The 24697-nt window shown below is 36.7% G+C and carries 15 protein-coding genes and 1 other RNA gene; 2 read left to right on the top strand and 14 right to left on the bottom strand.

Annotation, left to right across the window (positions count from 1 at the left end; all coding sequences use genetic code 11):
* Positions 1-338 precede the first annotated feature (338 nt).
* The 7 genes from A6A10_RS01575 to A6A10_RS01545 all read right to left on the bottom strand — a co-directional run bounded on the left by A6A10_RS01575 (position 339) and on the right by A6A10_RS01545 (position 3500).
* A complete protein-coding gene (locus A6A10_RS01575) occupies positions 339-1094 on the bottom strand; it encodes a choline/ethanolamine kinase family protein (RefSeq protein ID WP_121124296.1) in 756 nt (251 codons plus the stop codon).
* A complete protein-coding gene (locus A6A10_RS01570) occupies positions 1094-1465 on the bottom strand; it encodes a DUF1425 domain-containing protein (RefSeq protein ID WP_229583612.1) in 372 nt (123 codons plus the stop codon). Before A6A10_RS01570 ends, A6A10_RS01575 begins: the two co-directional genes overlap by 1 nt.
* A complete protein-coding gene (locus tag A6A10_RS01565; protein WP_121124298.1) occupies positions 1462-1830 on the bottom strand; it encodes an HIT domain-containing protein in 369 nt (122 codons plus the stop codon). The genes A6A10_RS01570 and A6A10_RS01565 overlap by 4 nt, the downstream gene beginning before the upstream one ends.
* Positions 1831-1892: 62 nt before the next feature.
* Positions 1893-2336: a methyltransferase family protein gene (locus tag A6A10_RS01560; RefSeq protein ID WP_121124300.1), complete on the bottom strand. Its 444-nt coding sequence runs from the start codon at positions 2334-2336 to the stop codon at positions 1893-1895.
* Entirely contained in the window at positions 2333-2926 is a 594-nt protein-coding gene (locus A6A10_RS01555) for a 5-formyltetrahydrofolate cyclo-ligase (protein WP_121124303.1), read from the bottom strand. Before A6A10_RS01555 ends, A6A10_RS01560 begins: the two co-directional genes overlap by 4 nt.
* Positions 2927-3106: non-coding RNA, 6S RNA (ssrS, locus tag A6A10_RS01550), on the bottom strand. It abuts the gene before it with no gap.
* 61 nt (positions 3107-3167) lie between these two features.
* The gene (locus tag A6A10_RS01545) at positions 3168-3500 is read right to left on the bottom strand and encodes a cell division protein ZapA (protein ID WP_121124304.1); all 333 of its coding nucleotides are present in this window, start codon (positions 3498-3500) and stop codon (positions 3168-3170) included.
* 75 nt (positions 3501-3575) lie between these two features.
* Here A6A10_RS01545 and A6A10_RS01540 point away from each other — a divergent pair, with 75 nt between their 5' ends.
* Positions 3576-4127 (top strand): UPF0149 family protein, encoded by a 552-nt coding sequence (locus A6A10_RS01540; protein ID WP_121124306.1) that lies wholly within the window; start codon positions 3576-3578, stop codon positions 4125-4127.
* A 27-nt stretch (positions 4128-4154) separates the two neighbouring features.
* Here A6A10_RS01540 and A6A10_RS01535 read toward each other — a convergent pair whose 3' ends face one another.
* From A6A10_RS01535 to ccmE, 7 genes are all read right to left on the bottom strand, one after another.
* The gene (locus A6A10_RS01535; RefSeq protein ID WP_121124308.1) at positions 4155-4739 is read right to left on the bottom strand and encodes an anthranilate synthase component II; all 585 of its coding nucleotides are present in this window, start codon (positions 4737-4739) and stop codon (positions 4155-4157) included.
* A complete protein-coding gene (locus tag A6A10_RS01530) occupies positions 4739-6355 on the bottom strand; it encodes a DNA recombination protein RmuC (protein WP_121124322.1) in 1617 nt (538 codons plus the stop codon). Before A6A10_RS01530 ends, A6A10_RS01535 begins: the two co-directional genes overlap by 1 nt.
* A gap of 164 nt (positions 6356-6519) precedes the next feature.
* Positions 6520-15930, bottom strand: coding sequence for a YadA-like family protein (locus A6A10_RS01525; RefSeq protein ID WP_154399689.1), 9411 nt, complete (start codon positions 15928-15930; stop codon positions 6520-6522).
* A 198-nt stretch (positions 15931-16128) separates the two neighbouring features.
* Entirely contained in the window at positions 16129-18156 is a 2028-nt protein-coding gene (gene rep, locus A6A10_RS01520; protein WP_121124310.1) for a DNA helicase Rep, read from the bottom strand.
* Positions 18157-18291: 135 nt separating this feature from the next.
* Positions 18292-20697, bottom strand: a complete 2406-nt coding sequence (gene glgP, locus A6A10_RS01515) for a glycogen/starch/alpha-glucan family phosphorylase (protein WP_229583611.1) — start codon at positions 20695-20697, stop codon at positions 18292-18294.
* A gap of 145 nt (positions 20698-20842) precedes the next feature.
* Positions 20843-22801 (bottom strand): heme lyase CcmF/NrfE family subunit, encoded by a 1959-nt coding sequence (locus tag A6A10_RS01510; RefSeq protein WP_121124312.1) that lies wholly within the window; start codon positions 22799-22801, stop codon positions 20843-20845.
* On the bottom strand, positions 22798-23319 hold the full coding sequence (ccmE, locus tag A6A10_RS01505; RefSeq protein ID WP_121124314.1) for a cytochrome c maturation protein CcmE: 522 nt from the start codon (positions 23317-23319) through the stop codon (positions 22798-22800). The genes A6A10_RS01510 and ccmE overlap by 4 nt, the downstream gene beginning before the upstream one ends.
* A 271-nt stretch (positions 23320-23590) precedes the next feature.
* Here ccmE and A6A10_RS01500 point away from each other — a divergent pair, with 271 nt between their 5' ends.
* A complete protein-coding gene (locus A6A10_RS01500) occupies positions 23591-24682 on the top strand; it encodes a PhoH family protein (protein ID WP_121124316.1) in 1092 nt (363 codons plus the stop codon).
* Positions 24683-24697: the final 15 nt, after the last annotated feature.

Raw genomic sequence — 24697 nt, 5'->3', positions numbered from 1 at the left:
GTGGGGGAATAAGGCGCAAGGAGTTGGAGTGATTACCTATTATTTTTGAAGTGATTAGATGATAATGATTCTCAGTTTTACTGTCAACACTTTATTTAAAAATAGATGAAAAAATATTTATCTTACGATCAAACTAAAAATGTATTTAACTTATGTTGATTATAAAAAATCGAGAGCAGAAGACGAAAAAACGCCTTATCTTGTGGGGGAATAAGGCGTAAGGAGTTGGAGTGATTACCTATTATTTTTTGAAGTGATTAAATGATAATGATTATCACCTATAATGTCAACACCTTATTTTTAAATAAATGAAAATAATTCTTATCTTTACGATTCAACTAAAATGCTGACCACAATAGGTTTAACTTCTCTATCTCTGGCATATACTCTTCTACCTTTGCTAGATAAGCTGTCTCATCAAATCCAGTAGCATTAAAATAGCATTTTAAAAAGAGTGATTTTTCCTCTGCTAAGAGAGCATTAGCCTGCAAAAATAATGCAATGTCTAATGCAGGATCAGAAATTGCTGCATATTCCCAATCAATTAAAAATAATTGCTCACCATGCTCTATTAAGTTACCTAAATGAACATCATGATGACAAATACTTTGTGTGAAAGGAATGATAGAAGGGAAATCATTTGAAAATGGAAGTTTTTCTCGCTTAACAAGCGGTAACTTGTTCCATAAATATTGGCAACGTTCGGCTAAGTCTAATTTTGCAATAAATGTTGAAGAACCTACCGCTTGATAATCAAAAGTATGCAATTTTGCTAAATGCACGGCAATCTTCTCTAATAGCTCAGAGGAAAAGGCCTTAGGTACATCACCATCAATCCAATAGAGTAAACTCGATTCTTCGTCAAAATAAATGGGTTCAGGTGCAATATTCAAAGGCTTTATTAACTGTAAAAGTTTAGCTTCTTGCTGGTAATCAATACCGTAATTAGTGGCACGCTCATTTTGTCGGCGTAACACATATCGCTCACCATTTGACAAAGTCACCATCTGGCTACAAGCAGTCAAACCTGCCAAATCATCTAATTTGCTGACTAGTTGTTGGCGATAATCAGTAAGCCACTCTAATGAGTTCATTATTGTCTACGTAAATATACACGATAATTAGCCGATTCAACTGTAGGTTTGATCGCTGGTATTTCTCGTTTTTCTTGTGGAGCTAATTCTAAATTATGCCACTCATCATTTGTTAGATTCATCGAATTTTGTGTTACACCCTCTTGATCATACCAAAAGAACTTATATACAACTTGAGTAGCTTGTTGAGAAATATTTGTTATAATTAAAGTTGTCGGTTTTGCATCCACTTGAATATATTGAGCAATATTCTGTTCTATATTCACGATAGGTTTATTTTCGACAGGTAAATAACTTTCCTGATTGCTAATACAAGCAGAAAGTAATCCAACAAATCCAAGTAAAAAAGATCGCTTTAAGTTATTCATCATTTCGCTAACATTCTCCCTAAAGGTTCTCCGCCCACAAGGTGCATATGGATATGGTATACTTCTTGTCCACCATCTTGATTACAATTTACAATTAAGCGATATCCACTTTCAGCAATTCCCTCTTCTTTAGCAATTTTTGCTGCTACAGTAAATAATCTACCTAACGCTGCTTCATCTTCTTGTGTCGCATGATTAATCGTTGGGATAAATTTATTCGGTACAATTAAGATATGTGTTTTTGCCTGCGGTGAAATATCACGAAATGCAGTAACTAAATCATCTTGATAAACAATTGCTGCAGGAATTTCTTTTCTAATAATTTTACTGAAAATAGTTTCTTCATAATTCGTTAAATTAGTTTGCATAATGTATTCTCCTGTTATTTTTTAATTTAATTTGCAAAAGATGGGATAAATCTTACCGCTTATTATAACCACCTTGCTACTTTTTTCTTATATTGTAAGTAAGCTACTCCAAATTTTTTCTCTAAAAATTGCTCTTCTGGAATAATTTGAAAACATGTGATAGCGTAAATAAAACCACCTACAACAACCAAACCAAGTAAATTGCCTACCCATAATGCCCATGCAATTAACAGCATAGCTAAACTAAGATACATCGGATTTCGGCTAATACGATAAATACTATGTGTCACTAATATTGTTGTTTTTTCTAAGTGAATAGGATCTAAGCTATTCTTTTTCTGATAAAAAGCAATCAGAGAAAAGACTGCTAATAATGCACTAAAGATAAAACTTATTATTGAAATTGGTAGAAAAAAATCATAATAAGGAAATATATCATTTGGAAGAAAGTAAATAATCAAGGCTGAAATTATAAATAATACAGGGGGGGGAAGTTTAAATTTCATTTCTGACTCTCTCCAATAATTAAATGTTTTAAAGGAATATCCCAATGTTCAATCGGTAATGAATCGACTTGCTGACAACGATGAGCTAACCCTACACTTACAATATCAGGGTATTGTGCCAAGGTACGATCATAAAAGCCACCTCCCATTCCCAAGCGATTACCTCTAGTATCATAAGCTACCAAGGGTGTAAAAATCATATCTAACTCACTCGTAGGCAACACTTTTCTTATATCTAATTTAGGTTGTAAAATACCAAAAAGATTTTTTTCTAAATCGGTATCATCATCGTATTCTAGAAATAATAATTGATTAGCTGAAAAGGGATGTAAAACGGGTAAATAAATTTTTTTACCTTTTATTCTTAAATAATTAATTAATTCAAGCGGCGAGATCTCACCATCAAAAGGCAAATAAAATGCTAATTTTTCTGCATTATTCTGTTCTATAAGCTGAAAAGAGGGAGAAATAATAGACTTTGCAGCAAAATCTTGCTCGGATGGGGAGAGTAATAAGCGTTTAGCGCGTATTAACTTTCTGACTTGATGACGAAATAAATCCTGCTGACTTTTTTGATATTCTGTACTCATAAAAGACCCAAAGTGCCGTTATTAGTTGTAGTCCTTGAACCATACGGTTCAAGGGAGTCGAAATCAATCGTTTTTAGGCTTCTCGCAAGCGAGCCTGCTCACCAACAATTAGTCATTCAACTCAAAGAGTTTTAAATATCGGCTCAGGGACGTAACTAACAACGAACACCTCAGGCAGATAAGATAGTAACGGAATTTACATCATTTTCCTAGTGTTCAGATCAATAAAATACATAAAAGCTTACTTTTCGGTATTTTCCTGCTCAATTATAACACTATCTAATTCACTTGATTGGAATTTAGCCAATGAGCTATCTAACTGTTGGACACAAGACATTAATACATTTTTATTCTCAACATTTTTACGTTGTTCTTGCTCTAATTCATAGTTGAGATTCAGCGCCACAATAGACAATACTTTTTCAAGCTGAATTATACCTGATTGCTCTTTTAATGTTGCTACACGTTCTTCTAAACGTTTAGCTGAAGCCAGAAGGAAATCTTGGTGCTCTGGTGGACAATACAAACGTAAAACCTGCCCGAACAGGGATAATTCAATATTATTTTTTGACATTATCAGGAAATCCTCACTAAAACATAATTTTTTGTTATTATGCCATTCTTTATATAAATAAGAAAATAGCAAAGTATGGCAATTTTAAAACTTAATGACTTAAAACAGTTAATTTCGACTCTTCAAATAAACTATTCACCTGCTGAATTCCATGGTTTTTTGAGTGGGTTAGTTTCTGGTGGTATTCAAGATGAATCTTGGAAGACGCTCACTTATCAATTCACTAATGATGGACATGCGTTTTCTCAAATACCTTTGAAAGATCTTTCTGACTTTTATCAACAGCTCAATGATGGCTTTGATGAAGTTGATACCTTATTCTCACTCTGGCTACCTGAGGATGAAAATGGCTTTACCTTAGCCGATGGTATTGCAGAATGGACGAGCCATTTCCTTTTAGGATTAGGTTTAGCGCAACCGACAATTGAGAAAGAGGCAACAGAAGAAGTAAATGAAGCCCTTAACGACTTAGAAGAAATTACAAAACTTGGTTACGATGAGCAAGATGACAATCAAGAATTATTAGAAGCAGGGGAAGAAATCATAGAATACCTTCGTGTTATCACACTCTTCCTGCATAGCCATTTTGCCAAGCCTAAAATGGAAAACAAACCGCAAATGCACTAATTAACAGATATGCTCTCTATATATGTTCTATATAATTAGGGGGCATTTTACCCCACTCAGCCAATTCCGTAGCATTTGTTCACCGTATTCGGTAATAAAGGATTCTGGGTGAAACTGTACGCCATAAATGGGAAGTGAAGAATGTTTAACGGCCATGACCACATTTTCCTCACACAATGAAGTAACCACAAGCGGTGAGTTTGTGAGAGAATTTTGCAAAATTGCCCAAGAATGATAAAGTCCGATTTTAAAGTTATCGGGTAGATTAGCAAAAATAGGATTTGAGATTGCTTGCATTAAAGTTTTTTGTTGTCCGTGGCGGACTGTACTCAAATTATATAATTTTCCACCAAAGAACTCACAAATCGTTTGATGCCCCAAGCACACACCTAAAATAGATTTCGTTTGATGATAACGCTCCAACATTTCAAATAATATAGGATAGGCTCTAGGCACTTCTGGACCAGGTGAAATCATAATATGGCTGAACTGTTCAATCTTATCTAAATTAAGATCTTCGACAGAGATAACGGTACTTTCCACTTCAATCTTACGTAACAAATCGACCAAATTAAAGGTAAAAGAATCATGATTATCAATAATTAACAACATTACGCATCACCTTGTTCTTCGCTTTTTTCTACTATCAGTTCTAAACGTGTGATATCCCAATCATTCGCCAATAATTCAACTTGTGGTAAAGTTTGACCCGCTTTATTCGATAGTTGTTGGAAACGTTCCACTTTGCCCACTAACCCTTGCTTTCCAACCAATGCTGTGACTGTATTGTTGTAGTGATTACTTGCTGTGGTTAATGAGTTTCCTAACTTAGATAAACGTTCTGCTATGGTACAAACTTGATTATAAATATCCCCTGCTTTTTCACTGATTTCACGCGCTTCTGCATTGCCTCGTTCAATCCGCCACAAATTCGCTACAGTACGCAAAATAGGCATTAAGGTCGTATGCGAAACCAAAATCACATTGCGCTCATAGCCATAATTAAATAATTGAGGATCATGTTTTAAAGCTTCAATATAAGCAGGCTCAATCGGCACAAACATCAATACAAAATCAGGGCTTTTTATGCCAATTAAGCTACTATAATTTTTCTTAGAAAGTCCATCAATATGAGATCTAAGTGAACGGCAATGCTCGTCTAACGCTTTAGAAATTGCAAAATTATCCTCGGATCTCACCGCTTGATCATAGGCAACTAATGACACTTTACTATCTAAAATAAGATGTTTATTATCTGGTAATTTCACCACGAAATCTGGGGCAAAGCGTTTACCCTCTTCATCACGATAACTTTCCTGTGCCACATAATGCTCGCCAGATAATAACCCTGCCGACTGTAACGCACTTTCAAGCTGAATTTCTCCCCAGCTCCCTGCCACTTTATTATTGCCTTTCAGAGCCGTTGTCAGATTTTGTGCTTCTTGCGACATTGATAGTCCAATATCTAACACTCGCTTAATTTCCGCCTCTAAATTTGCATTACCTTTAACCGCTTCCGTATGTACTTCATTAACACGTTTTTGAAATCCCTCAATTTGCTCTTTAAAGGGTTTAAGCAGTAAATTTAAGGCAGACTGATTACTTTCTGAAAATGACTTACTTTTCTCTTCCAAAATTTGTTGAGCAAGATGTTGGAACTCGGTATTGAGTTGTTGACGAACCTCTTGAAATTGTTTTTTTTGGCTTTCAAAATTTGCCTGTTTCTCACTTAATGTAGTTTTAATTTCAGTCAGTTCTTGTTGTGATTGAATAAATTTTGTAGAGAGAGTTTGAACCTCTTGCTGCTTACTATTCAAATGTTGTTGGCTTAATTGAAGTTGTTCTTCCAAACCTTCAACCTTCGCTTGTGCAGAACCTACTCTTTCCTTTAATTCATTAATATAACGCTCTAACTGATTTTCAGCATTTTCAGCCTGTTCAATCTTTTGCTGTAATTGTTGAATAGCAGTATCTCGTTCTTGCAAGCGTTCTGACGTACTTTCAGCTCGGGTTTGTTGCTGAATTGCCCATTGTTCTAACTTATTTTTATCTTGTGCAAGTCCATCATATTTTTGTGATAATTCACTTAACTGTGCTTGTGATTGGTTTAGATCTTGTTGTAATTCAACAACATCTCGTTTATAGCGAGATTGTAAAAAGATAAGAAAAATGACAATAAAAGTCAGTAATGCGATGATGGCATAAAACCATATTTGTTCGATATTCATCATAAATCAAATACTGTAAAAATTTATAGGTATCTTACCATAATATTTAAATATATTTCTCTATAGATATAAAAAGAGCTAAGTCTACCTTAGGATAAAACTTAGCTCTTTAAAAATAATTTAACTAGTAAGAATCACTAACTTAAATTGTTGGTGTGTAAATATTACCAAACATACCCAACACCAGCACCAAAGGTTGCATCACCATTACTATAACCTGAATTAACCTTTATTGATAATTTACCATTATCTGATGTTCTAGCTAAACCAAATGCTACAGCTTGAGTTCCTTTATAAGAACCTGCACCAACAGCTAGAGAAGTTTTACCTGGAACATAACGCAATGGTAAACTAGCAGTCGCAACGGATGAAGCAACACCGCGACGAAGCTCATGTCTTAATTTATTTGTAGTCGAATAGAGATTATTAACTTGACCGCCAATACTTTCAATTCGTTGACTATTTTTTAAGACTTGCTGATTTGTTTGGAATAACTGACTACCATTCACAGCATCTGTTGAGTTTCTACCTAATACACCTGGTGCGACATGCTGAATTTGACGTTCATTACCAACTGAACCAACAGATACAACACTTGCATCTTCACGTCGACCCGCAACACGAGCATCAGGATTATTTGGATCTAGTGCTTCTGACAAACCATACATTTCAACTACTTGACCTGGATTTTGACTATTATCTGGTCTATGAGCAGCTCCCACTTCAGAACCTGCTCCTAATGCAACACTTCCATCCACAGCATCATCTTTAACAACAGCATTTCTACCAATAGCCACACTATCTGCTTTATTTGCTACGGCACCTGAACCGATAGCTACAGAATGTGTACCATTCGCTTGAGCCGATGGAGCTGTTGCAGGTTCGTTTACCTTAACAAAACGTGAACCTCCTGTATTTAAACGATTTACAGCATCCACAAGATTATGTGGAACATTAGATTCACCTCTATTATTTGTAAAATTATCAAATGCATCTACTTTCAGATTAGCAACACCGCCTTTAAACTCTACATAATCACTACCAATAATATTGCTTACACTACGGTTCAATTGTCCACCATTTATAGCATCCTTACTATTTTCTGAGACTTCGCCATCTGCAATATTACTTAAAATGGTAGGTTCCTTGGTAGAACCATTGGCGTTGACTGTGCTAAGACGGACATCCTCTGCTGATATTGATTTAGCATTAGCTTTTGCATTACCATCTTTGAGTATGTCATTTACTAAGTAATATTCACCATCTTTGGCTTTCTTCACTCGATTTCCTTTAGCATCAGTATAAACTACCGTTCCAACCTCACCACTTTCAAGTTTTTCTAAACGATTATCCGCTTTATCAGCAATTGATTTAACTTGACCTTCTGTCGCTGCTCTACCAGCATTATCACCCACGCCAAATGTATCATCATTAACATCATGAACTTCCAATCCAGTTAATGAACCACCATCCTTTCCACCAACTAATTTGACAGTATTGGTTGCATCAGCATTACCTTTTGGAGTGATAGTTAAACCATCTTTATCTAACTTAACAGTAGTATCGTTATCCCCCTCTTTGAAAGTGATACTTGATAAATCTTTTAAGTCATCATTTAAATCAAATTTAACTTTGCCATCTTTATCGACACTTGATGAAATATTCTTACCATCAACAAAGTCTAGCCCTTGATTTAAAGTGACACTTTGAGCATCTTTACCATTTGCTTTGTAAGTAATTCTAGATGAATCACCAACATTGCCTTCAGTTAGAACTTTTGATGCAGTACCATCTTTTCCATCTGCACCATCTTTTCCGTTTATAACTGTTAAATTGCCATCAGCATCGACTCCTAACTCTGCTGATTTACCATCTTTTCCGTCTTTTCCATTAATGACGACAGTATTAAATTCTGGAGACTCTTTAATACCAATTTCAACTGTACCATCTGCTTTTACATTAGTTGCCACATTGTCTGTTGAGAAACCATCAAATGTTTTTGCATCTGAACCAACTATTCTTAATGTTTCACCTAAGTTACGATGTACTGTTCCTGTATTTCCAGCAACATCAAAGCCCGCTAATGATAATGTTTGTAAATCACCTACCGTTGCCGCTGTATTTAACTTCGCTTTATCTTCCTTGCTTGTTCCAACAATTCCATTTAAACCATCTTTACCCGCAATTAAACCTTTAGCAACATCAGCTGTCATTGCCGTGCCATTACCAATCTTCGTCGGATCAATACCGCTCGCAATATTTGCAAGTTTAGCTGGATCTGTTGTGTTTCCGTTTGGATTAACTAATGAAGCTACAATCGTATCTGATGGTTTTGCACTTCCTTTAACACTTCCATCTTCATTTAAATCACCTACATGATAGTAATTACCATCATTTCCTTTAATTAGGCGATTACCCTCTGCATCGGTATAAACAACTATCCCTGCTTCACCATTACGTAATGCATTTGCTTTTGCCGTCGCATCTTTTCCATTTAGACCATCTTTACCTGTCGGTCCATATGAACCCGCAGTTCCAGTACTTCCATCTTTACCATCACGACCATCTATACCAACACCTGTTAGTGATTTCTTAACCGTATCTGATAATTCAAATGCAACTTCACCGCCTTCTTTAGATGTGATATTTAAATCTGATGCCGATGTGAAATTTAAACCGTCGTTTAAACTAACTTGTTTAGATTTCGCATTATCTCCATCTCCACTCGCTTTATAGGATATCTTAGTTAAATCTCCTGCATTAGCTTCTGTTAAGACTTTTGATACGCCATCTTTACCATCTTTACCATTAACTCCGTCTCTACCATTGTTAACAGTTAAGTTTCCTTCTTTATCTACACTTAAGACCGCATCTTTTCCTGGTGCACCATCTTTACCATTTTCACCTTTAACAATTACTGTATTTGAAGTTACTTCTTTGAAAGTTGGTGCCTCTTTAATACCAATTTCAACTGTACCATCTGCTTTTACATTAGTTGCCACATTGTCTGTTGAGAAACCATCAAATGTTTTTGCATCTGAACCAACTATTCTTAATGTTTCACCTAAGTTACGATGTACTGTTCCTGTATTTCCAGCAACATCAAAGCCCGCTAATGATAATGTTTGTAAATCACCTACCGTTGCCGCTGTATTTAACTTCGCTTTATCTTCCTTGCTTGTTCCAACAATTCCATTTAAACCATCTTTACCCGCAATTAAACCTTTAGCAACATCAGCTGTCATTGCCGTGCCATTACCAATCTTCGTCGGATCAATACCGCTCGCAATATTTGCAAGTTTAGCTGGATCTGTTGTGTTTCCGTTTGGATTAACTAATGAAGCTACAATCGTATCTGATGGTTTTGCACTTCCTTTAACACTTCCATCTTCATTTAAATCACCTACATGATAGTAATTACCATCATTTCCTTTAATTAGGCGATTACCCTCTGCATCGGTATAAACAACTATCCCTGCTTCACCATTACGTAGTGCATTTGCTTTTGCCGTCGCATCTTTTCCATTTAGACCATCTTTACCTGTCGGTCCATATGAACCCGCAGTTCCAGTGCTTCCATCTTTACCATCACGACCATCTATACCAACACCTGTTAGTGATTTCTTAACCGTATCTGATAATTCAAATGCAACTTCACCGCCTTCTTTAGATGTGATATTTAAATCTGATGCCGATGTGAAATTTAAACCGTCATTTAAACTAACTTGTTTAGATTTCGCATTATCTCCATCTCCACTCGCTTTATAGGATATCTTAGTTAAATCCCCTGCATTAGCTTCTGTTAAGACTTTTGATACGCCATCTTTACCATCTTTACCATTAACTCCGTCTCTACCATTGTTAACAGTTAAGTTTCCTTCTTTATCTACACTTAAGACCGCATCTTTTCCTGGTGCACCATCTTTACCATTTTCACCTTTAACAATTACTGTATTTGAAGTTACTTCTTTGAAAGTTGGTGCCTCTTTAATACCAATTTCAACTGTACCATCTGCTTTTACATTAGTTGCCACATTGTCTGTTGAGAAACCATCAAATGTTTTTGCATCTGAACCAACTATTCTTAATGTTTCACCTAAGTTACGATGTACTGCTCCTGTATTTCCAGCAACATCAAAGCCCGCTAATGATAATGTTTGTAAATCACCTACCGTTGCCGCTGTATTTAACTTCGCTTTATCTTCCTTGCTTGTTCCAACAATTCCATTTAAACCATCTTTACCCGCAATTAAACCTTTAGCAACATCAGCTGTCATTGCCGTGCCATTACCAATCTTCGTCGGATCAATACCGCTCGCAATATTTGCAAGTTTAGCTGGATCTGTTGTGTTTCCGTTTGGATTAACTAATGAAGCTACAATCGTATCTGATGGTTTTGCACTTCCTTTAACACTTCCATCTTCATTTAAATCACCTACATGATAGTAATTACCATCATTTCCTTTAATTAGGCGATTACCCTCTGCATCGGTATAAACAACTATCCCTGCTTCACCATTACGTAGTGCATTTGCTTTTGCCGTCGCATCTTTTCCATTTAGACCATCTTTACCTGTCGGTCCATATGAACCCGCAGTTCCAGTACTTCCATCTTTACCATCACGACCATCTATACCAACACCTGTTAGTGATTTCTTAACCGTATCTGATAATTCAAATGCAACTTCACCGCCTTCTTTAGATGTGATATTTAAATCTGATGCCGATGTGAAATTTAAACCGTCATTTAAACTAACTTGTTTAGATTTCGCATTATCTCCATCTCCACTCGCTTTATAGGATATCTTAGTTAAATCCCCTGCATTAGCTTCTGTTAAGACTTTTGATACGCCATCTTTACCATCTTTACCATTAACTCCGTCTCTACCATTGTTAACAGTTAAGTTTCCTTCTTTATCTACACTTAAGACCGCATCTTTTCCTGGTGCACCATCTTTACCATTTTCACCTTTAACAATTACTGTATTTGAAGTTACTTCTTTGAAAGTTGGTGCCTCTTTAATACCAATTTCAACTGTACCATCTGCTTTTACATTAGTTGCCACATTGTCTGTTGAGAAACCATCAAATGTTTTTGCATCTGAACCAACTATTCTTAATGTTTCACCTAAGTTACGATGTACTGCTCCTGTATTTCCAGCAACATCAAAGCCCGCTAATGATAATGTTTGTAAATCACCTACCGTTGCCGCTGTATTTAACTTCGCTTTATCTTCCTTGCTTGTTCCAACAATTCCATTTAAACCATCTTTACCCGCAATTAAACCTTTAGCAACATCAGCTGTCATTGCCGTGCCATTACCAATCTTCGTCGGATCAATACCGCTCGCAATATTTGCAAGTTTAGCTGGATCTGTTGTGTTTCCGTTTGGATTAACTAATGAAGCTACAATCGTATCTGATGGTTTTGCACTTCCTTTAACACTTCCATCTTCATTTAAATCACCTACATGATAGTAATTACCATCATTTCCTTTAATTAGGCGATTACCCTCTGCATCGGTATAAACAACTATCCCTGCTTCACCATTACGTAGTGCATTTGCTTTTGCCGTCGCATCTTTTCCATTTAGACCATCTTTACCTGTCGGTCCATATGAACCCGCAGTTCCAGTGCTTCCATCTTTACCATCACGACCATCTATACCAACACCTGTTAGTGATTTCTTAACCGTATCTGATAATTCAAATGCAACTTCACCGCCTTCTTTAGATGTGATATTTAAATCTGATGCCGATGTGAAATTTAAACCGTCGTTCAAAGCAACACTATGTGCATTTTTTCCATTAGCTTTATACGTAATTTCTGTTCCAGCTTGAGCAATCTTTAATGTTGAAATTGCTGAATCTAATGCATGTAATGCAGAACCAACACCAGTCTTAGGAGATGCCTTATCTTCACCAGCTTTTAGGTTATATTTTGGTTGGGTGACACTTCCATCTGAACCAATAGTAGCAGCTGTATCGCCATCAACAGTACCACCTAATGTAGCCAATGCACCTTTCAATTGTGAAATATTCACTGCATCCAAATCTTCAGTACCATTTGCTAATCCTGTAATTTTCTTACCATTCATAGCAATACCAGTACTAGAAAGTGTTGGTCCTTCGGTAATGGATACACTTTTAATACCTGTTAAAGTATCGTTCAAATCAACCTTCACAACACCATCTTTAGCTACTGAAGTAGTTGTATTTTTACCATTAGTGAAATCCAAACCTTTGCTTAAAGTAACATTTTGAGGATTTTCTCCATTTGCCTTATAAGATAAAGTTGCTGTGTCATTCACGTTATCTTTTGATACTGCATTATCAATTTTATTCTTATAAGCTTCAGCCAAACCGACCTCAACTTTATTATTAGTTACAGTTGTTTGGATTTCATCCTGTTTTCCTGTAATGGATAACTTAGTTCCATTTTCCACCACTGTTTTATTTGATTCATTTCCATCATTAATCTCGAAAGTTGTCATGATAGATTTATCGCCTAAACTATCAACTTTATCAATTGCATCTTTAGCTTTTTTATCTAAGGATATTGATAAGGTGTCACCGCTAACGTTTGTGATAATATAATCTTTTGTTCCTTTAATATTTAAAGTATCACCTAGTTTTCTAGCCACTGAGCCTTCATTAGCTACAAAATTGATCTGTTTATTTTCTAAGTTATATAATTGCCCTGTTGTTGCTACAGCATTACCATCCTTAGTTATATCGCTAGCTGCAACTCCTGTAATTGTCTTATTATTTAGACTAATACCATTATCAGCAATTGTTACTATTGTTCCAGCATTACCAGCCTTATTAGAAATACTACTAATACCAGTTAAAGTATTATTCAAATCAAATTTAACAACACCATCTTTAGCTACAGAGGCTGTGGTATTCTTACCATTGGTAAAATCTAAACCTGTACTTAAAGTCACATTCTGAGAATTTTGCCCATTAGCTTTATAAGATAATTTTGCCTTGTCATTTACATCATCTTTCGACAACGCATTATCAACTTTCTTTTTCAAACTCGGATCAAGTGATAATTCAACTTTTCTATCTGTAGTACTAACAGTAGAAACTAATTCACCATTTTTACCTGAGATAACTAAGTTTGGATTATTCTTATCAACAACAATCTTATCACTCGTTGTAGTATCTGTAGAACTACTTACTGTAAATGATCCTAAAGAATTTGCACTAGCTGCTGCTGTCACTTTTTTCAATTGTGCAACATTGACAGCATCCGTATCACTAGCCCCAGCAGCGACATGAGTTATACGACGAGTACTATCATCATTCCCAATAGAAAATTCTCCTGCAGTTGGACGCCAAGTAGATGATGTTTCAGCAGATTCCCTATTAGTTGAAACATCGTAACCACTTATATTTTTAATTCTGTCATAATTTAATGAAGCATTAGAATTCGCACCAATTGCTACACTATTAGTTGACCCTGCGGCAGTAGAAGCATTGTAACCAATTGCAATAGAATCTTTACCTTTAGCACCTTGGTTATTGTAATTATATTGAGTGAGTTTTTGTTTCTCTTGTGCGGTTAATGCACCTGTATTTTCATCTTTATCTCTTGCACTCTCAATATCCGCAATAGCTTTATCAAAATTAAATTGACCATTTTGGTTATTAAAAGATAATTTTTTCAAATTACTATTATTAACTAAATTAGCAATCATCGCGTCTTTTTCGAGTGATGCTACTCTGTCTTTAAGAGGTTTAACTTTTTCTTCATCAATTGAGCCATTACTCTCAATTCTTCTCGCATCGACTGTAAGAAGTTGAGATTTTAAATTAATGTATTCTTTGAAAGCATTTTCTTTTCTTTCTAAATCAGCTAACTCTTTACCCAATCCACCTTGATTTAGCGTATCAATGGAAACATAATGAATTGCTCTATTTGCATTATCAGCATTAGAAAAATCTAGTCTATCTTGTAAACTCTTCAATTGGGAAATATTAACGGCATCAGTATCTCTATATCCTGGAGCTACATTAACAATACGACGTTCATACCCTTTTTTACCTACAGAAATAACACCAACTCTGGTTGAAGATGGGATAGAATAAGATCCTCTTGCAACCCAAGCTGGTGATTGTAAATCTTCAACAGAATAATCTGTTTTAGAGAGGTAACCTAATGCAACAGAGTTATCTAATGTAACTGACGCTTGATCACCTAAAGCCATACCACTTGCATTATTTACTACAGCATTTGTCCCTAACGCAACAGCATTAGATGCTTGTTTATCAACGTAAGATAGTGAACCAATTGCTACAGAATTATCTCCTAGTGCCCCTACAGCAGAACCAACACCAATACTGTTTTCCCCATTAGAAATTACATAGTACCCGATACCAACAGAATGATCGTTTTGTTTTAATGTTTTCTTAACTTGGGTAGTATCTGTTTCTATAACAATATCTTTACCAGTTTGATACTCAAAATCAATTCCATTTTGACTTGGACTTGCGCCCAATCTGTTGAAGAAACCTTTTGTATTTCCAGAAGCACTCACATTTTTTAACGCAGAAATAAATCTATTTTGTGAACGATTTTGTAATTTAGCATTTGCCGCAACACTCTGCCCGATAGCGATAGAACCAACACCAATAGCTCGTGCATTATATCCGTAAGCATTTGCGCCTTTATTTCCTGTTTCCGATTTATTACCAATAGAGATTGTGTTACTTGCAAAAGCTCTGGCTTCTTCCCCCATTGCTGTTGCACTATTTGCATGCTCATCAACAAAAGAACGTAAACCAATTGCTGTTGATCCATCAGCTAATGCAAATGACAATGTTCCCACAGAGGTTGAACCATTAGCATAAGCAAGAGAACGCGACCCAATAGCGATAGATCCAGCCCCTGTCGCAGCTGTTGGTGAATATATCAATTTGGAATTGCTTCCACTTCCATTAACATATGTTTGATCAAATTTTCCTTCTGTTAAAAAAGGATGATCGCCTCGATAAATATTTCCATATAATCTTCTTACAGTTCCCACTGGTAATTTATCTCGATAAACAGAAGAAATATCATCGTTACCTATTGCAATTGAAGACTCTCCACTTGCGTACACATTTGTACCAACAGCTGTACCCTGAGCATTTGCACCACTAAGGTATCCTACAGCAACGCCTTGCTTACCAATAACTTTAGCATCTGCCCCTATTATGACTGACTCATCAATGCCACCAGGATTTTTAGTATTTGTCAAAGATACTGTTCTGACACCATCAGGTTGAGTTCTGTTTATATAAGTACTAATACCACGTCCACTAACAGTTACATCAACCGCACCCACAGAGCCATCACTCTTTATACCAATAACTCCTGCAACTGTGTTTGCTTGAACTTGAGTTACACTGAATAACCCAATAGATGCTGCTAAAATTGATAATTTAAATAAAGAACGTAGTGATGAAGATTCTGTATTGTTAGTATCATTTACTCCAGACTTATGTTCAGAACCTTTTGCTATCTCAGATACAGCAATAAGTTGCCCTAAACGTTTACTGAATTTCAGTTTATAAATATGATTCATAACACAATCTCCTAAAAATAATTTATTAACTTAAAAAGCACAGGATTAACACAAAACCCAATGAGTCGTAGATAAATAATACATCAACTGCACACAATATCAACAAAACATGCAATCCAACTATGTAAAGAATTTTAAAGTATTTACGTTGTATTTAAGATTTTTAATATAATGTAAATATTTTGATTTAATCCAAAGTCATTTTTGCTGTATTTTACTAAGTAAAACTGCTCGTAAGTTTGCGATATTACTCGTGATTTTTTCTTCTTTCTGAATCTCTGTAAGCGGTGGTTTATCTTTTTCCCATTGTAAATCGTCTTGTGGAAGTTCAAGTAAGAAACGGCTAGCTTCGGGCTTAATGATTTCACCATACTGACGGCGTTCTTTACATAAAGAAAAAGTTAAGGTTTGTTGTGCTCGAGTAATACCTACATAAGCTAGACGACGTTCTTCATCCACATTATCTTCATCAATACTGGTTTGATGGGGTAATAAACCTTCTTCCATCCCAATAAGAAACACGTGCGGAAATTCCAGGCCTTTTGAGGCATGGAGAGTCATTAATTGCACCTGATCAGAAGCATCATCATCTTCACCTCTTTCCATCATATCTCGTAAAGTGAGATTAGTGACAGCTTGGCTTAAATTCATTGGTTCGTTGAGTTCATCACCTTCGAGCATTTTTTCTACCCAGCCAAATAGCGTTTGAACATTACGACTTTGCATTTCTGCCGCTTTCGGTGTACTTGCCGTTTCATACAAATAGGCTTCGTACTGAATATGTGCCAACATTGCTTTTACTGCATTTTGTGGCTCGGATCTGACCGCTTGATCAGATAACTCCACAATCCAACGGGCAAAATCTTGCAATGCTTGATAGGGACGAGGGGTTAAACGTTGTATCAATTCAAAATCAAAAATCGCCTCAAATAAACTCACATGTTTTTCATTAGCTAATTGCCCAAGTTTTTCAAGAGTTGCTGCTCCAATTTCTCGTTTTGGTGTATTAACAATACGGAGAAATGCGGCATCATCATCTTGATTTACGATTAGCCTTAAATACGCCAACATATCTTTGATTTCTGCTTTGGCAAAAAATGACGTTCCACCCGAAATTTTGTAAGGGATACGATTTTGAATGAGTAATTTTTCGAGTAAACGAGATTGATGGTTGCCCCGATATAAAATAGCATAATCTTTATATTTCGTTTTGCGACTGTAACGGTGTGCAATCAATTCGCCGACAATACGTTCCGCCTCGTGTTCTTCGTTCTTGGCTTCAATTACATTTAACTTTTCACCTTCACCCAATTGTGAAAAGAGACGTTTGGCAAAAAGGTGGTCGTTATTATCAATTAAGATGTTAGCACAATGCAAAATACGTTGCGTTGAGCGGTAATTTTGTTCGAGTTTTATCACCTTTAATTGTGGGAAGTCTGTTTGTAATCTTCCCATATTCTCAGGCTTCGCCCCCCGCCAAGAGTAGATAGATTGGTCATCATCACCCACCACAGTAAAGTTACCTTGTTCGCCTACAATCAGTTTGATTAATTCATATTGGCTTGTGTTGGTGTCTTGGTATTCATCTACTAATAAATAGCGGATTTTATTTTGCCAGCGTGCTTTAGCTTCGGGAAATTGGCGAAAAATAAAGGTTGGGAGCATAATCAGATCATCAAAATCTAACGCATTATAAGCTTTTAATTGATTTTGGTACTGCTGATAAAAATGGGAGAAAACACGATCCCGATCGCTCACTGTTTGCCCAATCACTTGCTCTGGTAAGAGTAGATCATTTTTCCAGTTTGAGATCGTAGAAATCAGTTGCTTAAGGAGATCTTTATCTTCGGTGACATTTTCGGGCAACAAATGTTTTAAAAGGGCAATCTGATCATGTTCATCAAATAACGTCATACCTGATTTGTAGTCAAGCAATTTATGCTCTCGTTTTAGGATTTCAAAACCTAAGGTATGAAAGGTAGAAATCGTCAGCCCTTTACTGTTTTCTTTACCGATAGAATGAGCCACACGTTCACGCATTTCTCGTGCCGCTTTGTTGGTAAAAGTCACAGCTGCAATGTGTTTAGGTGAATAGTCACAATTTTCAATCAGGTGAGCAATTTTATTGATAATCACCCTAGTCTTTCCCGAACCTGCACCAGCAAGTACAAGACAAGGTCCTGTGATCGTTTCTACTGCCTGTTGTTGTTGTGGATTTAATTTCATGTCATCTCCCTATCTCATAAGCGGTAAGATTGTAGTGATTTTTTGCAAATTGTCGAATAATAAAAAAAGCAGAAATACATTGTATTCCTGCTTTTATCTTTCAATCTAAATTAGAAAGTTATTGTCATCCAATGACTATTTTTTCCAGATTCGAGTTTGATAATCACGAATAGAGCGATCGGAGCTAAATGTGCCTAAACGTGCAGTATTTAACATAGCCGAACGACTCCAGGCGGCTTGATCCTTATAACGTTCTGCAATTTCTTGCTGTGCTTCACGATAGCTTGCAAAATCCGCCAATACACAGAAATAATCGCTGTTTAGTAGATTATCCACTAAGGCACTAAAACGTTGAGTGTCGCCATCTGAGAACATACCATTTGCTAATGCATCAATCGCATTTCTAAGTTGTTCATCTTGTTCATAATAACTACGAGGCACATACCCTTGCTCACGTAATTGACGGACTGATTCAACGGTATGTCCAAAAATAACGACATTTTCTTTGCCTGCAAATTCAGCAATTTCAACGTTTGCACCATCTAACGTACCTAAAGTAATGGCACCATTTAAGGCTAATTTCATATTCCCTGTACCCGATGCTTCTTTACCTGCTAGTGAAATTTGTTCTGACACATCTGCAGCTGGAATAATTTTTTCCGCCAAACTCACACGATAATCAGGTAAAAAGGCAACTTGTAATTTACCTTGCATATCAGGATCGTTATTAATCACTTTAGCAACACCATTAATTGCTTGGATAATTTGCTTCGCCATAAAATAGCCTGGTGCTGCTTTCCCTGCGAAAATAAATAATCTCGGCACAAAATCTTTTTGTGGATTAGCTTTAAGATCTAAGTAAGTTGCAATGATATTTAATAAATTGAGGTGCTGACGTTTATACTCGTGGAAACGCTTAATTTGCACATCAAAAATCGCATTACAATTCACTTTCAAGCCAATTTCTTGCTCAATCACATCAGCAAGTACCTGCTTATTAGACTGTTTGATCTCTTGATATGCTGTTTGGAAATGCGGATCGTCCACAAGATTTTCTAGCTGACTAAGCAATGCTAAATCTTTCGTCCAGTCGCCATCAATATGATTATCTAATAAACGAGCTAATGGTGGATTCGCTTGACGAATCCAACGACGTGGCGTAACACCATTGGTTACATTATGGAATCGCCCTTTAAATAATCTTGCGTAAGATGGGAAAAGATCACTCACAACTAACTCTGAATGGATTTGTGCAACGCCATTTACCGCAAAAGATCCCACCACACATAAATTTGCCATACGTACACGGTGATCCATTAAAATTGCAGTTTCTCGCCACGCTTGTTCAAATTCTTCATCATTGAATTCTGCTCTTACTTTGGCTAATAATTCACGGTCGATTCGTTCAATAATCAACATATGGCGAGGTAATAATTGTGCGACTAAACCATCTTCCCATTGCTCTAATGCTTCTGGTAATAAAGTGTGGTTAGTGTAGGCAAATGTTTTTGAAGAGATCGCCCAAGCTTGTTCCCAACTTAAATGATGCTGATCGAGTAAAATTCTCATCAACTCTGGGATTGCTAGTGCTGGGTGAGTATCATTCAATTGCACCACTTCAAACTCAGGTAATTCCATGAGAGTACGTCCTTGAGCCAAATGTTGACGTAATAAATCAGCAATGGAACAAGCACAATGGAAATATTGCTGCATTAAACGCAGTGCTTTACCTTCTTGATGGTTATCATTTGGGTATAAAACTTTAGTTAATTTTGCCGCATCAATAACATGTGATTCAGCCTGCAAATACTGCCCATCATTAAACTGAGCTAAATCAAATGAAGTTTCGCTATAACCTTGCCATAAACGTAAAGGTTGTTGTACCCCTTTGTATCCAACCACTGGTAAATCAAATGCTTCACCTTGAATGGTCCATGCAGGCTGCCAATCATATTGATCGTCTGTAATTTGAGCGACTGTTCCACCAAAACCCACTTTTTGTTGGAAATCAGGACGGTGATATTGCTGTAAATAAAAATCACGATTCCAGCTATCACCTGTTTCTAATTGTTCACCAGACTCATTGAAGTGTTGTTTGAATAAACCATATTGGTAATGTAAGCCATAGCCAATCGCTGGTTGAGAAAGGCTTGCCATAGAATCTAAATAACACGCCGCTAGACGACCTAAGCCACCATTACCAAGGGATGGATCACGTTCTTCTTCTAAAATATCTACGAGATTCTTACCATATTTTGCAACAAAATTATCCACATCTTGATAAACGCTCAGGCTCATCAAATTATTTCCAAGTAGACGACCAATCAAAAATTCCATAGAGAGATAATTCACTCTACGCGTATTCACAAGCGGTGGGTTAGTCGGAAAATTTTGCAAAATAGTAGATTGACTACACTTTGCGATAAATTGAAACCATTGAGTATTAGAGAGTTGTTCTGGGGCAATAAAACGTTCTTGACAGTATTGGTTAAGTTCTTGCTCAACCGATGTCATAAATGAAGCATTACTAATAGTAGGCATTTGATTCTCCAAAACGAAAAATAAATATAAAATTATGAAATACCTACATTATTCTTTACTCTCATTAAGTAAAAATCATCCTCGCAACATCTGATTGAGTATGAAAAAAGGGGCTGATCTCATCAGCCCCCATATTACTATTTCATCATTCTTGTTTTTGTTTGGATGTGCTTATTTTTAATCGATAGCGTTTATCAAACATACATAATAGCCCACCAAAGACCATAAATAAGCCGCCAAACCATATCCAACGAATGAACGGTTTGTAATATAAACGCAATCCCCAAGAACCATCATCAAGACGTTCGCCTAAGGCTGCATATAAATCACGAGTAAAGCCCCAATCAATCGCCGCTTCAGTCATACCCATTTTACTGACATTATAAAAGCGTTTTTCAGCAAATAACGTCGCTTCGTGATGATGATCTTTGGTGATTTCGATCTCCGCCGTTCCGCCAACATAGTTTGCCCCATTACTATCGTTAATACTTTTTAGGGTAAAGTTATAATCCAAAATCTGAACAGAATCGCCAATATTCAAACGCACATTACGCTCTACACTAAAGTTTTGACTAAATGCGATGCCAAATACTGTCATTGCAACCCCTAAATGTGCAAGCACCATTCCCCAATGAGAACGTGAGAGCTTTGTAATTCCTACAAAGAATGAGTGACGATGGGTTGCTCGTTGATGTAGTTCATACAAACTTAATGCAATAATGATTACCGACATCATTGTGCCTAATACGACACTAACGGTAATGGTATTTTTAAACAGATAAGGCAGACCAAAACCTAAAACAACCATTGCAATCAATGAAATAATCACAGGCAAACGAATAGCGGAGAATTTATCTCGTCGCCATTTTACAAGCGGTCCGATCCCGAGTAAAAATGCAAAAGGAACCATTAATGCCATAAACATTTGATCAAAGAATGGCGCCCCGATTGAGATACTGCCCAAACCTAATTGTTTATGAATAAGCGGTAAGATCGTGCCTAAAAAAACCACTGATAAAAATGCCATCAGTAAGATATTATTCAACAATAAGACCGACTCTCTCGAATAACGTTCTGAGTTATCAAGGCTCTTAATTTTGCTCCCTTGATAAGCGTAAAGTAACAACGAACCGCCTATCACAAGCACAAGGTAAAGTAGAATATACAATCCTCTTGTTGGGTCAGAAGCAAATGCATGCACCGAAACTAAAATGCCCGAACGCACCAAGAAAGTGCCTAATAAACAAAGTGAGAATGCTAATATGGCTAAAAGTACCGTCCACGCCTTAAAGCTACTGCGTTTTTCTGTGACTGAAAGAGAGTGAATTAGGGCTGTTCCAGCAAGCCAAGGCATCAATGAGGCATTTTCTACGGGATCCCAGAACCACCAACCGCCCCAGCCTAATTCATAATAAGCCCACCAAGAACCAAGCACGATACCTAAAGTTAAAAATGACCAAGCTGCTAATGTCCAAGGTCGAGACCATCTCGCCCAAGCGGTATCTAATCTTCCCGTCATCAATGAAGCAATGGCAAAAGCAAAGGCGATCGAAAAGCCCACATAACCCATATACAATAATGGAGGATGAAAAATTAAGCCCACATCTTGTAGCATTGGGTTAAGCTCTCGTCCATCAACTGGAAAATCAGGGAAAGTGCGTAAAAATGGATTAGAGGTAAATAAAATAAAGATAAGAAAGCCAACGCTCACTAATCCCATAATCCCTAAGACACGTGCCACTGCATCCTCTGGCATTTGTCGGCTAAATAAGGCAACTGCAATACTCCACAGGGAAAGTAACCAAATCCATAATAAGAGCGAGCCTTCGTGAGATCCCCACACCGCTGACAGTCGATACTGAAGTGGCAATTGGCTATTCGAGTTATTCACCACATATTGCACACTAAAATCATTCACTGCAAAAAGATAAAAGAGTGAACCAAATGATAAGGTTAAACTTAAAAACATTGCCCACGTCATCGGCCGAGCAAGGGAAATTAAAGTCGCATTCCCTTTTTCTGCACCAACAAGCGGTAAGATCGCCAATAAAATTGCAAAAGCTAAACTTAGTGCAAGAGCATAATTTCCTAACTCAGCAATCATTGAAGTTCTCCCGATAGCTTACGATCACGCTCAGATTCGCCTTTTAAATCCGATTCAGAGATCCCCATTGGCTGATGCTGTTTTTTCATCTGTTCACTCAAATCAGGTGGCATATAATTTTCATCGTGTTTCGCTAACACTTCAGTTGCTTTTAATTTTGTCGGTTCAACTAATACACCTTGTACCACAATACCTTGTCCTTCACGGAATAGATCAGGCAAGATACCCTCGTATTCAACTTCGATTGCAGGACCAATATCATTTAATCCAAATGTTACTTTTAGCGTTTTATCATCTCGCTTCACCGAGCCTTCTACGACCATTCCACCAACACGAATCCGTTGCCCAACACTTGGTTTTTTATCGGCTTGATTATCTTTTCCATAAATAATTTCTGACGGTGTATAGAACAAATCAATATTTTGACTTAATGCGTATAGCACTAATCCAGTAGCTACAGTACACCAAAATAAAATAACAATAATAGCAATTAATTTCAATTTACGTCTTGGATTCATAATTCCCCTGCATTCACTCCAAAAGATATCTCAAAAACATATTGAGATAAAACGTCCTCAGTGTAACAAAAAAGCCATTTGTGATCTGACATTCTTCAGATTAAGTGTATATAAACACAAATAAAGTGCAAAATGTTTGATAATATTCAAACTTTTGTTGTAAATAAATCAGGAAATATAATCTTATAACTCGAAAAATGAACTATGCTAGAATAATCCGACTTTACTCACTCATATTACTAAACAACGTTACTCATTTAGAGGAATTACTTTGACAGAAATTACTTTCACATTAGAACCAGAAGATAATGAACGCCTACAATCACTCTGTGGCCCCTTTGATGAACATCTCAATCTGATCGAAAAAAGTTTCGATTTAGCGATTTCACGGAATGCATTTAAATTCACTATTCGAGGTGCAGAAGGCAGTTCGCATTCATCTTCATTTCTAGAAAATTGTGCAACACTGATTAAACAACTTTATAACGATACAGCGCCTATCCGTGGTGTGATTAAAGAATTAGATTTAGAAGATATTCATCTCGCCATCCAAGAAAGTCGAATGCTACTGCAATCAACGGAGCAATCAGACACACAAGAAAAATCCTCAGATTATCACGCTATTACGATCAAAACTAAACGAGGAATGATCAAGCCGAGAGGGGAAAATCAACAACGCTATTTACGTAACATTCTTACGCACGATATTAGCTTTGGAATTGGGCCTGCTGGAACAGGGAAAACCTTTTTAGCCGTTGCCGCTGCGGTAGAGTCTCTAGAAAGACAAGAAATACGCCGTATATTGCTTACCCGACCAGCTGTTGAAGCAGGTGAAAAACTCGGGTTTCTTCCGGGAGATTTAGGGCAAAAAATCGAGCCTTACTTACGCCCTTTATATGATGCACTGTTTGAAATGCTAGGATTTGAACGAGCTCAAAAATTGATGGAGCGAAACGTTATCGAGATCGCACCGCTTGCCTATATGCGAGGCAGAACATTAAACGATGCTTTTATTATCTTGGATGAAAGCCAAAATACGACCATTGAACAGATGAAAATGTTTTTAACCCGTATCGGTTTTAATTCTAAAGCGGTGATTACCGGCGATGTGACTCAAGTAGATTTACCTCGTAGCCAAAAATCAGGACTTAGACACGCTATGGAGGTGTTAAGCAAGGTGCCTGATTTGAGTTTTAATTATTTTGAAAGTAACGATATTGTGCGTCATCCAGTCGTCGCAAAAATAGTTCAGGCTTATGATGCTTGGGAAGCGGAAGATGAAATTCGTCGAGAACAGAAAAGATTGGCAAAATTGGAATTGGAACAGCAAAAGATTTTAGAACAAGCTGAAAAACTTCTGTAATGGATACGTAAATTT

Source organism: Otariodibacter oris, from assembly GCF_009684715.1.
Classification (GTDB): domain Bacteria; phylum Pseudomonadota; class Gammaproteobacteria; order Enterobacterales; family Pasteurellaceae; genus Otariodibacter; species Otariodibacter oris.
This window is presented reverse-complemented; position numbering and strand designations above follow the sequence as displayed.